At 44.0% G+C, this 12,384-nt stretch carries 13 protein-coding genes; 5 read left to right on the top strand and 8 right to left on the bottom strand.

The window, feature by feature from the left end; genetic code table 11:
- Positions 1-478 precede the first annotated feature (478 nt).
- Positions 479-1,156: an SH3 domain-containing protein gene (locus NX845_RS19935; protein ID WP_065682765.1), complete on the bottom strand. Its 678-nt coding sequence runs from the start codon at positions 1,154-1,156 to the stop codon at positions 479-481.
- Between the two features lie 96 nt (positions 1,157-1,252).
- Here NX845_RS19935 and NX845_RS19940 point away from each other — a divergent pair, with 96 nt between their 5' ends.
- Both NX845_RS19940 and NX845_RS19945 read left to right on the top strand, forming a co-directional pair.
- Positions 1,253-1,828, top strand: coding sequence for a hypothetical protein (locus NX845_RS19940; RefSeq protein WP_260257092.1), 576 nt, complete (start codon positions 1,253-1,255; stop codon positions 1,826-1,828).
- Between the two features lie 269 nt (positions 1,829-2,097).
- Positions 2,098-2,340, top strand: coding sequence for a hypothetical protein (locus NX845_RS19945; RefSeq protein ID WP_017062621.1), 243 nt, complete (start codon positions 2,098-2,100; stop codon positions 2,338-2,340).
- A 169-nt stretch (positions 2,341-2,509) separates the two neighbouring features.
- Here NX845_RS19945 and NX845_RS19950 read toward each other — a convergent pair whose 3' ends face one another.
- Complete coding sequence (locus NX845_RS19950; RefSeq protein WP_017078313.1) at positions 2,510-2,968, bottom strand: Lrp/AsnC family transcriptional regulator; 459 nt, start codon at positions 2,966-2,968, stop codon at positions 2,510-2,512.
- A gap of 149 nt (positions 2,969-3,117) precedes the next feature.
- On the opposite strand from NX845_RS19950, the gene NX845_RS19955 reads away from it, so the two are divergent.
- Positions 3,118-4,047 (top strand): DMT family transporter, encoded by a 930-nt coding sequence (locus tag NX845_RS19955; protein WP_065682767.1) that lies wholly within the window; start codon positions 3,118-3,120, stop codon positions 4,045-4,047.
- Between the two features lie 157 nt (positions 4,048-4,204).
- Positions 4,205-4,678, top strand: a complete 474-nt coding sequence (locus NX845_RS19960; RefSeq protein WP_065682768.1) for an exoribonuclease R — start codon at positions 4,205-4,207, stop codon at positions 4,676-4,678.
- Positions 4,679-4,830: 152 nt separating this feature from the next.
- Here NX845_RS19960 and NX845_RS19965 read toward each other — a convergent pair whose 3' ends face one another.
- From NX845_RS19965 to NX845_RS19985, 5 genes are all read right to left on the bottom strand, one after another.
- The gene (locus NX845_RS19965) at positions 4,831-6,204 is read right to left on the bottom strand and encodes a HAMP domain-containing sensor histidine kinase (protein ID WP_065682769.1); all 1,374 of its coding nucleotides are present in this window, start codon (positions 6,202-6,204) and stop codon (positions 4,831-4,833) included.
- 66 nt (positions 6,205-6,270) lie between these two features.
- Positions 6,271-7,002, bottom strand: coding sequence for a response regulator transcription factor (locus NX845_RS19970; RefSeq protein WP_065682770.1), 732 nt, complete (start codon positions 7,000-7,002; stop codon positions 6,271-6,273).
- Positions 7,003-7,084: 82 nt separating this feature from the next.
- On the bottom strand, positions 7,085-7,765 hold the full coding sequence (locus NX845_RS19975; RefSeq protein ID WP_004731401.1) for a spondin domain-containing protein: 681 nt from the start codon (positions 7,763-7,765) through the stop codon (positions 7,085-7,087).
- A gap of 9 nt (positions 7,766-7,774) precedes the next feature.
- On the bottom strand, positions 7,775-8,458 hold the full coding sequence (locus NX845_RS19980; protein WP_065682771.1) for a spondin domain-containing protein: 684 nt from the start codon (positions 8,456-8,458) through the stop codon (positions 7,775-7,777).
- A 387-nt stretch (positions 8,459-8,845) separates the two neighbouring features.
- Positions 8,846-9,187 (bottom strand): YggL family protein, encoded by a 342-nt coding sequence (locus tag NX845_RS19985; protein WP_004731398.1) that lies wholly within the window; start codon positions 9,185-9,187, stop codon positions 8,846-8,848.
- Between the two features lie 254 nt (positions 9,188-9,441).
- Here NX845_RS19985 and NX845_RS19990 point away from each other — a divergent pair, with 254 nt between their 5' ends.
- Positions 9,442-11,478: a PhoX family phosphatase gene (locus NX845_RS19990; protein ID WP_260257093.1), complete on the top strand. Its 2,037-nt coding sequence runs from the start codon at positions 9,442-9,444 to the stop codon at positions 11,476-11,478.
- 267 nt (positions 11,479-11,745) lie between these two features.
- On the opposite strand, the gene NX845_RS19995 is transcribed toward NX845_RS19990, so the two are convergent.
- Positions 11,746-12,366, bottom strand: coding sequence for a LysE family translocator (locus NX845_RS19995; protein ID WP_065682773.1), 621 nt, complete (start codon positions 12,364-12,366; stop codon positions 11,746-11,748).
- Between the last annotated feature and the right edge of the window lie 18 nt (positions 12,367-12,384).

Below are 12,384 nucleotides of genomic sequence, written 5' to 3' on the forward strand. Positions count from 1 at the left end.
GACGTGCCATCTAAGTATTGCTTAGCAATGATACATTTTAGCTCTCGGCTATATTTGGACATAAAAAGACCCCCAATAATTGGTGTCCAACTATTGGGGGTCAGTTCAATTCAGTGGCTTTTTTATTGTCTGGCATTTCTTACTTCTACTGTTAAGGTATTTCTACTGTTAAGTAAGAGGCAAAACATTAAGCTTGGTTTTCCGAAGCTTCTGGATCGATGGTCTCTTTATCGACAACTTCCTTATCGAGAATCGGAGCTCCTGCTTTACGGAATCCCGACAACAATACTCTCATACCATAAAAACTGTAGACCCATTGTTTAAACGGAATAGCCAGATACTGCTTATATCGGATTAAATATAATGAGGTGCCAATAAAGAAGCCCACTCTGCGATAGAGTAAGATTTCAAAAATTTCACTTATGAACGGTAACCCTAAAGAATATTAATACGTCCAACACTTAAAATGGGGCGATTTTTACTTCGTAAATATTTCATTTGTATTTACATCTAAATAAATTTTATTTTCAAGCGATAGTCCGCCGCAATAAATAAAATAGACATCTCGGTCACTGTACTTCACCGATTTCACCCAACCACCTAACTCCTCGAAATCACTTGGGTCACATTCGCCATCCGAGATCAGCTCTGCAACCGTATTGCGGAACGTCTCTTTATGGAGCTTAAGATCGTCGGATTTAACCAAATATGAATCCAATATCTCTATGCTTTCTTTCTCGGAAATAATCACTTCATCATTGGATAGGCCAGACATCGAGACCCATTCGGCAGTCTGTGGCCCGCCTTCTTTTAGAACGATGTAATCTGAGATACGAGCCCATTCGCCTTGTTTCTCTAACACTTCGACCTTTTCACCTTTATAGAGGTAATCTGTTATCAACCCATCAATTTCAGGCTGCTCTACCACTTCGAGCTTTCTATCCAAAACGTAAAATTCGGTCTGTTCTGGTTCAGGCTGAAGATCCATGATAGGTGCGAGGTCAGAATCTGACTGCTGAGCAACTTCTGCAGCTGGCTCTTCCATTTTCTCTGGTGGAATTGGGTCTTTATTCATGACCAAGAAGTAATACGCCGCTCCTCCGCCCAATATTAACAACACAAGTAAAGCGATCAGCGCTTTTTTCATCAAATCCACCAGCTCTTCCGTTTTAGGTATCTTTCAAGTGTACATCAACTCATGCTGCTGCTCATCTATACTCTCTATAGAGAACGCAGTAAGTAGAGGAAAGTCATGAGTTTTTGGGTGAAGGTTATCATTGTAAGTGTACCTTTGAGTGCTAATGTCGCGCTAGCAAACCATTGTGACCGTGAAAACTGGCAAGTACTGTTGGACCGCCAACTATCATTTGAAGGGCGGTACAACCAATACACTAAAGAATTCAACCAAGTTCTCTCAACCTATGAATCACAAACGCTGTTATCCAAACATTTCACCAAAAAGCAGATCATTGAACTTTGGGCAAAATACGAACAAAGGTTTAATGTACAGCTCAATAGTCATATGAATACTGCTTACGATGTCTCTGAGGTTCTATTAAAACAGGCATACGTTGTGTCTACCGAGCTAGATGGGGCGGAGTCTCTAACGCACTCTTGGCAAGCCGTCGCTAAACATTGCACCAACGCAAAACTACCGCGACAGACAGAAAGTGCGCAGGTGCATGTACAAAGCTCACAATCACTCTCGCAAGATCTCCATACACTCAGTGAAAAGTTCCGTCAGCTGTCTTCAAAATACCGCAAAGAAGCCACGATGATTGACGAAGCACGCCACATAAACCAACCGACAAACGATGGCCCAAACTGAAAGCATTACTAGGTTTCATCGCTTTATCGACTGGATTTTTCCGATAAATATGCTTCCCTCAAGCCAAAATAGTCAGATAACTCGTTAATCAAAGCTTTATCAATAAGTTGTAAAACTAATGTGCGAACTATCAACAATAAAGTTCAATTTCCGACCAATGCAAGCGAGTATGTGAGATATTCATCACAAAATAGATTTACAAACGCCAAGAAATTGTTATCATGATTATTCATATAACTTAATAACAAGAAACATTTTGGCTAGGTAATATGCAAAAAACTATGGCTTTCAACTGCTTGAGTAACACGGAATGGACTGCGGAGATAAGAGGTAAACTTTTATCTGTAGCTAAACACATGGAAGAGTTCGGTTCAGTAAGTGAGCTAGAGCTATGTAAGATATTTGGAGAGACGATTTGGAATGACGGTGTGGATTATCATTCACATGCTTTCTCATTCAGAATTAACGCTCAAACTGGGGATTGTTCAATCTCTAACTTTAAGTATCACTAAGTTTTGCACCTATCATATACGGAGTGCCTTTCACGAGGCGCTCCGTTTTTTATTGCTGCGCATCTGGTATTTGACGACTGTCTTTAAGAGCAGCGGCACCCTAATTTAACAACGAAAGTCATTTCGTTTTCAGCTCATTTCACCCAAAGACATCTCCCCTACCTATAGCTTAGTCAGTATAAACCGGAAGTGGCGCATTGCCTTTCACTTGCCTAATCGCAAGATGAGTATGTATATCTTTTACGTTAGAGAGTCGCTGTAGCTTTCTTGTAAATGCTTCATAAGCCATAAGATTTGGGCTGACAACTTCTAAAAGATAGTCATAAGCTCCGGATACAACGTGACAGCTAATGACCTCTTCCATCTCGACAATTGCACTTTCAAATTTATCGATCGACACTTCTTGGTGGTTGTTTAAGCTCACCTCAACAAACACACTCATTGCGATGCCGACCTGTTCTCGTGACAGGCTCACACGATAGCCATCAATAATCCCTTTTTCTTCCAGTCTTTTGATGCGCCTCGCGCACGGTGAAGCCGATAAGCCAACCTCATCAGCTAACTCAGCCGTGGTTAGCCTGCCGTCTTTCTGAAGCAACTCAAGAAGATGTCTATCAATCCTATCCATAGCAAATACCGATCATTGGTTAAATTCGTCAACAATTTGGGAAATATTAGCAGAAATCATCAACCGTGACTCAATTTCGAACAAAACTTGCCAACTTGTGGCACACCAAGTACCCCATAATGAGTCATCATCCACTTTCCTTGTTTATTATGAAGCTTGGCTACCTATCTATTATTGTCACTCTGCTCATCTGGGCGAGCTTTTTCCTTTCTCTTAAAGGCGGCGCAAATTCAGACTTAACACCTGCAGACATCGCACTGACTCGATTCCTCATACCTGCATTGGTGCTATTGCCTTTGATGTGGAAAGCACGCAGCACGATCGCTGCTGTCCCGAATCGATACTTGGCCGGTATGTTTGTGGGGTGCGGGTTGCCTTATTTACTCGTTGCTGGGACAGCCATGCAGTTTGTTCCGGTATCACACGGGAGTGCTTTGGTTCCGGGAACGCTTCCTTTGTTCGTAACAGGGATCGCGGTACTCTTTTTTAAACAACCGCTTAGCCGACACCGTGTCGTTGGTTTAGGTCTTGTTTTACTCGGGATATTGTTGTTTCTAGGAAATAGCTTAAGCAGCTTCAACTTTGAATACACCAAAGGTCACTTGTTATTTTTGTGTGGCAGCTTGATGTGGGCGACTTTTACCATCTCAGCACGTGTTGCCAATCTTAATGCGCTTGTGAGTGCGGGTTTCATTTCATTCTGTTCCACCTTGCTACTACTGGTCCTTATCCTTACAGGAACCCTACCTAGCCATTTAATGAGCACACCAATTGCTCAATGGCCAGTCACAGAGCTTGCCGTACATTCAACGGTACAAGGCGTTGGTGCAGGTTTAATCGCGGCTTTCACTTATTTATATGCTGTAAACACGTTAGGGGCAGAACGTTCAGCAGCATTTGGTAGTGCAACACCCGCCGTTGCAACTTTGTTGGCGGTCCCACTGTTTAACGAGATTCCAGATACGATGACTTGGTTAGCGCTTGGTTCAATTTGTATTGGCAGCTTGGTCGCGAGTAACATTTTCATGAGAAACGATCAGTCTATGCAGTATCAACCGCCAAGCCATAGCAAAGCCTGATACTGCGTTAAACCTAAATACAGTTCCCCTAAACATCAATTTTAGGGCTTGTAGTACATAGATAAGCCTACAAACGTAAGCTTATCTAAAATCTGCTTTTTCTGAACTCGCTTCTCCATTAAACTGTCCGACCTTTTTGCAGATCCAAGAGAACACCATGCAACGCGATTACACTTTAACTTGCTTAAACAACATGCCTCGTGAAGAACTAGAAGAATTTAGTTTAAGAATGATTCATCGCCTTGTCCCTGAAGATGCAATGACGGAACTGTTTACGTTCGAACAGGAAGAAGTAACCAATGAAGAGCGTATGCAATCAGCGAAGTTTGATGCGATGTTGCGAATGACAGCAATCGCGCTGAGTGAAGTGAACCTTGCGTTTAGTGAGTCGGATAACTCACAGCAAAACATCGAGCGCATGACTCGACTATTGCTTTGGCACTTCTATGCAATGTCGTTCAACCTTGAGCAAGCGATCAGCCTTGAAACTCACTGTGACAAAGTCGAGAAGATTTTGTTGAAAGCACCGACAGAAGCATTTGGTTGGGTAAAAGAGCTCACAGAGTTGCTGCACTTCTATGCTGAACTAAATGAAGGCGATGAAGGCAACGAAGCCAAAAAAGACGCATAAAGCCCCTTCAACTTAAAAACTTCTCAACTTCTCAACTTAAAAGCTGCTCAACGAGTTGTTCGTTACTCAAGGAACAACTCGCCTATCCCCTAGAACGGCGGCAAGTAGAACGATATCGAAAGAAATTAGAACTAAATCGAAGACAGACAGGGCTAAACCGAAGGCAAATAGAAACTTTGTTGAAATGAGTTTTCTGCTTTTGTTGTTTCTAAGACACTATGATGCAACATCAGTATCGACTGAGCGATTTTGGTGCCAATACCTAACGAACCATTAGGGGCCTCTCGTTCAACTTCATTATGGATAACGACCTTCACCCGTTTTGAATCCGATTCTAAACCTACATCTAACGACACCATTGTTCCACTCGGGCTATGCCTCAACGCATTATCTAGCAGATTCAAGATCAGCCTCTCAAGTAAATCACTGTCACCCACAGCTTTGATTCCAATAGGTATATTGACGTTCAACTCAACATTCTTATGGCGATACTGGCTTTGTATCGTTTCTAAGCATTCGTTCATCAACACATTAAAATCGATTGAAGCGTATTGATACGTAGGCAAAGGATTATCATTCTTGGCGCTATCGAGTAATGAATGGAGCTGTTCAGACAACTTGTTGCCATTACGGTAAGCGACGTCAATCAACGGGTCTGACTTCGGATTTTGAATCTTCCACGTTTCTAGGTAGCCAAGAACACTCGATAATGGCGTTTTCAAATCATGACTGAGCTGTAATAAGCTTTGTCTGCGGTGTGATGACTGATACTCAAGCTGCAAAAACTGTTGTTGGATGTGTTTCGCCATCAATTGATAAGAACGTGCGATGGGCACCAACTCTGGTACTTGATGGACAAAGTTAGGTTCCAATCTAAAATCTTGCTCAGCTTGTTGCTGCAATTTATTGGTTACCGCCTCAATTGGGTTCAACAGACTACGTTTCACTAGCAGATAAGCGCCAATCGCAAAGCCAAAAATAGAAACCAGCACAAGCCCTGCAAGTGCGATATATGGTGTATCAACCTGAGAGTTGGTGATCACAGTATGGCGATTACTTCCTATCACCACATACAAATAACCCACCGTCGATCCTAACTCTTCAATCGCCGCCACAGAAAATACTTTAGGAGAGCCTGGGTTGATCGGGTCTGCGCCCAAAATAGGATAAGGCTCGTCATTTAAGAACTGTTGAATGGGCGCTAGATCTATCTGATTGGCTAACACAGTGCCTTCAGGTGCTGCATTGGTGGTGATATTGCCCTGACTATCCAGAAAATAGATATCAAAATCAGGCCCTATCAACATCAAGGTGTGGAATATAGATTTGAGTGCTTTGGGGTTGTAGTCGGTACCAATCATCAGAGGATTATCATCGCGCATATGAACTGCGAGCTCTTTATGTAAGCTCTGCTTAGTTCTTTGTTCTATGGTCTCTTTTTGCCAATGATAAGTGTAAGCAATCACCACACTTACCAACAAAAACCACAAACTTGTGAACAGCACTAAACGCGATTTGAAACTCATGTTCTCTCCTCGATGGCTCGTAGATCTTACTTGCTTTTTAGTAAACTTAGGGCGCGACACATAGACCTAAGCTTTCGACTCAAACTTATAGCCAACACCCCAAACGGTTTTAATGAAATCATCATCACTATTCGGCATCGCAAGCTTGGTTCTTAGACGGTTGACCGTGCTGCACACAGTATGGTGGTAGCCAGAGTGATGAGTATTCCAAACGTGATCGAGCAGCTCGTCTTTGCTATACACACGTCCCGGGCGGGTTGCTAAGAAATGAAGTAAGGTAAACTCGGTAGCAGTAAGCGGTACATCTCGGTTATTGAGTGACACCTGATGGCGTTCAGGTTGAATAATGAGCCCACCAAAATTCATAATCGATTCTGTCGTCATAGCCTCTTGAGTGACTGATTCAACATGGCTTAAACGGCGAAGTACGTTCCTCACTCTTGCTTGAAACTCGAGAACGCTGAAAGGTTTCGTTATGTAGTCATCAACACCGGCTTCTAAACCTGACACCTTATCTAGCTCAGCATCCCTTGCTGTTAGCATTAGCACTGGTGTCCAATCTTCCTGTCGACGTAACATTCGACAAAAATCGAGTCCATCTCCGTCAGGCAAGCCACGATCCAGTACGATCAAATCGAAATGACCATCTTTATAGAGCGCCTGAGCCTTTTCAATCACATTAGTTCTTATTACGTCATGGCCTTGGAACTTAAGATGCATCTGCACCAGTTCAGCTAGGTCATCATCATCTTCAACCAACAATATGTTTGCCATCAAATTTACCGCAGCACTATTCATGATCCCTGCTCTATTCGGAGTCTGCCTACCTTTCAATTGACCGGAACAGAGCAGGAATTCTTTCATCGTGCTTTCAACCCTATTACTCAGTTCGAGTAATGGTGATTCTTGCTCCTGGGTTGAGGAAACGATGGTTAGCACTTAAAGCAGACGTCGTAAGGCCGTCATCTTGGCTGATTACACCAGAGTGGAAACTCACTACATCGGTGTCGTCTCGTGTGGTATTAAAACCCTCACCACCGCCTGCAGGTCCTGGAATGGTTGCAGCAAGCTCGTCGTTCAATTCCGTTCCTGAGTCCCAAACATTCATGTTCATCACAAAGGTATCACCCACGGCTAATGACTTAAGCGACAAACCGGATTCACCAACAAACGCATCATTGGTGTTCACCAACATGGAAGCAACTGAGATATACCCTTCTTGATTTGGGTCAACACGAATAGACACCGTGTCTTGCTCACCTGAAAGAATCAGCCCATTGCCTGAGATGCCTTGATAAACATTGGCGTCACTGTCACTGAGCGCAAGCAATTGTGCATTACTGCCTCCTTCCGCTAAGTATTCCAGATCGACAGAGGCGCTTTGCCCAACTTCAAACAGATTGAAGCTATTATTGTGAGTCAACACTGCGAGTGGTGACATTGGTTGATTGGGGGTGAGGTTAGTCACACTCACATCATAGCGATAGTAATCGTCGTCATCGTCCGGACAACCTGCTAACACAGCTACTGATGCAGCGATAAATAGAATTCTAGCTTTCATACATCCCCCTTACTTCACAACAATGGTGATAGTAGCCACAGGGTTTAACCAACGATGACTGCTACTATTGAGGTCGCTGATGCCGCCAGCCGCGTTACTATCACCAATGTTGCCCGGATGAATATGAACCTTAGCGTTTGACACTGCAGTTTCAACTCCCGTACCACCAGCACCAAAGGTAATAAATGGCGGGTTTGGCATGCTGCCAGCCAACTCATCATTCGCTTCAGTGCCTGCGTCATAGCCATTGAGGGTCGCTTTGTAGGTGCCCGCTTGAGTTGGGATTTTCCAACTGTCTAAGCCAACAAAACCGTCGTTGGTTGGCAGCAGCATTGCACCCAATGACAAGTAAGCTAAATCACCAGTGTCGATATCAAACGTAGTTGCGACGCCCGGGTTAAGAATACCGGTAGCTGGGTTTTCAACCACCACACCACCCACGTTTGCAATCAAACTCGATAGACCTGAAATATCGCCCCCTTCGGCCATCGATTCCAATTCCGCAGAAGCACTCTCACCCGTTCTAAACATGAACAAGCTGGAGTCATGAGCGGCTGCCAAGATAGGCGTAAAGTAGATCCCTTTCGTTGCGTTGGTAACGGTCACCTCAAGCTCTGCAGCCTGAGCCTGAGCCGCTCCGAAGGCCAACATAGCCGAGCTGATCACTAAGCTGATTTGAGTACGTTTGTTCATTTTGATTCCATCCTTTATCGAGTCCTATCGTTGCCAACAAAACGAATAACAGCGATATACCGTTATCTTTGCCAGAACGAACTGTGGTGTTGTTGACTCTAAGAATGACGATCAAATCTATCAGCAACTTCATTGAATTCTCATAAAACTCTCACAAGTTTATTCAAACTTCTTACTATCCAGAAAGACAGACCTAAAATACTGATATGTAAATAGAAATTCTCGTTCTAGAAATGAGAGTTACACAAGGGATCATGGTTCAAAAATAGCGCAGACCAAAAGCAAAAAGGCCCAATCGATATACCGACTGGGCCTTTCACTGATGTATAAAGCTTATCTCAGGAAAGCTCTATTAGCTTCCAACTGAGCTAGCCGAACAACACCAATTTAGAATGCGTAGTTTGCGTCAACAAGTTCGCTTACTTCTACTTTGCTTACTTCTGCGCGAGCTTCAAGCCACTGCGCTACTTGCAGTTGCTCTGCTTCTGTCACTGAACGGTAGCGCTCAATAGAACATAAGAAACCTTCGAACAGCTCTAAACCACCGCCACCAAAGCACAGGCCGATGCTGTCGATAAAATCGATAAATTCATCGATGAACACATCGTATTGGTCAAAATCAGCAATCGAAGTCGTGCAGCTTACTTCAAAACCTAGAATAGCGAATTCACCTAGGTATAACTTCTTGCGTAGGCGGCGATTTTTGTTTTCGATTTTATCTAATTTCATAACTGTCTCTCTTTTCGTTTGATAAAGCATTTATACACAGTTCTTCGTTAATTCCCAAGAGTTTTGTATTGCACGAGAGGCTTAGCAGCAAAAATCGTGCTACAGAAACAAAACCTTAATCAAAACTATAAAAATCTGTCACTTAACTGCTTCACGATTGCTCACACATCAGCCCAAGTTATTAACCAATTCATTAGTAAGTGGGTAAGTCATAAATAACGAATAATAAAGTCAGCCAATAGGAAGCAGTCCCGATGAGCAAGGAAACATTTGATAGCACTCGTTTTAACAAGAGTAACAACAAGCCTTTCGAAGAAGTTCTAGATGCGAACCTTTCAAGAAGAAATGTTCTCAAAGGCGGTTTAGGCATCAGTGCAATGACCGCATTTGGCGCATTTGGCGCGTTTGGTTTAGCGGGTCACAGCACGGCTAACGCTGCGACAATGCAAGCAACGAGCGCACAAAAAAGCACTGCAACACTGGCATTCGAATCGGTTAAAGGATCATTGACAGACAGTGTCGTTGTACCAAAAGGCTATACAGCACAGGTATTAGTTCCTTGGGGTACTCCACTTAACAAGCAAGGCAAGGCTTGGTTAAAAGACGGCACCAACAACGCACAAGATCAAGCTAACTCACTGGGCATGCACCACGACGGTATGCACTTCTTCCCGCTTAATGGCAACAGCAATGATGGCTTATTGGTGATCAACCACGAATACATCGACCAAAAAGCACTGCACGCTATTGGTCCTACATACGATGAAGGCAACCGCCCTAGCCTTGATGAAGTTCGCAAAGAGATCAACGCGCACGGCGTGAGTGTTGTTCGAGTAAAACTTGAAGGCAACCAATGGGTGATGGTCGATAACGATCCACTGAACCGCCGCTACACAGGCGCAACAGTAATGGACCTGTCTGGCCCTGTTGCTCACAGTGAATTTACCAAAACCAAGTTCTCACAAGACGGCAGCCAAGCTCGTGGCACGTTGAACAACTGTGGTAATGGCTACACGCCATGGGGCACTTACCTAACGTGTGAAGAAAACTGGCCGGGTTATTTCGTGAACAAAGGCGAGACAACGCCAGCGCAAGAACGTATTGGTATCGCTACCGACAAAACACGTTACGGTTGGGACACGCTTTCAGGTAACAAACAAGAACGCTTAGACGAATTTGCACGCTTTGATGTAACACCAAGCGCTGATTCACCGATTGATGACTACCGTAACGAAGCACACGGTCACGGCTACATTGTTGAAATCGACCCATACACAGCAAACTCTCGCGCGAAGAAACGTTCTGCACTGGGCTGCTTCCGTCACGAAGGCTGTACGTTCGGTAAATTGACCGAAGGCGAGCCGATCGTATTCTACTCTGGTCACGATTCTCGTTTTGAATACCTGTACAAATTCGTTTCTGAAGAGAAATGGGACCCGCGTGATGCAGAGCCGAGCAATCGCCTAAGTGCGGGTGACAAGTATATGGACAAAGGCACGCTGTATGTGGCTAAGTTCAATGATGATGGTTCAGGTACTTGGCTACCACTGACTCTGAGCAGCAAGACGACAAACGGCGGCAAGCTAGGTGATTCATTTGATTCTCAAGCAGCACTTATCATTAATACCGCAGGCGCAGCCGACCTTGTAGGCGCAACGCCAATGGATCGCCCTGAATGGTGCTCTGTTGACCCGATGACAGGTACGGCTTACCTAACGCTAACTAATAACAACAAGCGTAAAGAAGCGAACTCTGCGAACCCTCGCGTAGACAACAAGTTCGGTCATGTTATTCGTTGGGATGAAGGTAAAACGGCAGGCGAGTTCGATTGGGATATCTTCGTATTTGGCTCTCCAGCAGTGGAAGACAAGTCTATTAACCGCTCAGGTCTAACAGACATGAACCAATTCGCAAGCCCTGACGGCTTAGCGTTTGATGCTCGTGGCATCTTGTGGATTCAGACTGATAACGGCGCAGATGAAGTAAAGGGCTACACCAATGACCAAATGCTGGCAGTGGTTCCATCTCAGTTAACGGATGACAGCGGCAACAGTGCGGTGATTGATGCAAACAACCAAGCACAACTTAAACGCTTCTTTGTTGGTCCAAACGGTTGTGAAGTAACAGGCTTTACCATCAGCCCAGATTTCAAATCACTGTTTGTGAACATTCAACACCCAGCAAACTGGCCATCGTCAGAAGATGCGACCGCACAGACTAAAGGTAATGTGCGCCCAAGAGCATCTACCGTTGTGATTCGTCGTGAAGACGGCGGTGAAATCGCGGTTTAATAAGAAAATCTAGCTAAGATCAGTAACCTTACTGTTATCTAGTTTCTGTTCGCTAGCTAAGTAAAATCAAAAAGAGCGATAAGGCCAAACGCCCTATCGCTCTTTTTCTGTTCTATTCGACCTTCGGTTTAAGTAAGAATCCGAATTTTCAAAACTCACGTAATCCTAAGTACTTGTCATCCCAAGTACTTGTCATCCTCGAGAAGGAGGAACGACTGAGTCGGGGATCTCAACCGTTATAGTTGATCGCAATACCGTTAATCACAGTTAACTCACGAACAACCACACACCAACGCCCATCATTAACGTACCTGCAATGCGGTTCATCAACTTAACGTTATCGGCTTTACCCAGCATATGTTTTAGGCTCTTACCACCTGTCGCATACAAGGTCATGCAGACAAACTCAGAAACCAGAATAATAGACACTAAAATCAACAACTGCGGTGCTAAGTCTTTATTACTGTTAATAAAAGGAGGCAATAACGAAATCATGAATGCCCAACCTTTCGGATTCGCAATCGCTGTCACGAAGCCTTGCACCACCAAATCCCAATCATTACTGACTTTTGTTGTTTGGTTGTCAGTACTGATCGCCAATTTGCCTCTTGAGCGCCACATCTGGACGCCTAAATAGAACAAATAAGCTGCACCAACAAATTTGAAAACCGTAAATAACCATGGGTAATTCAACATGATAGATGCAATACCCAATACCGCAGCAATAGAAACCACCGCAACACCAGCCAATTCACCGATCATCATCCATAATGTACGCTTGTATCCAACACTCATTCCTAGCGTCAAAGCCAAGGTCATACACATACCGGGCGTAATTGACACAAAGAAAAATGTGGGAATAAAAGCCCAAAGTAGTGCGCTATCCATATTATTACCTTATCGACT

This window comes from Vibrio sp. NC2, assembly GCF_025195005.1.
GTDB classification, from domain to species: domain Bacteria; phylum Pseudomonadota; class Gammaproteobacteria; order Enterobacterales; family Vibrionaceae; genus Vibrio; species Vibrio splendidus.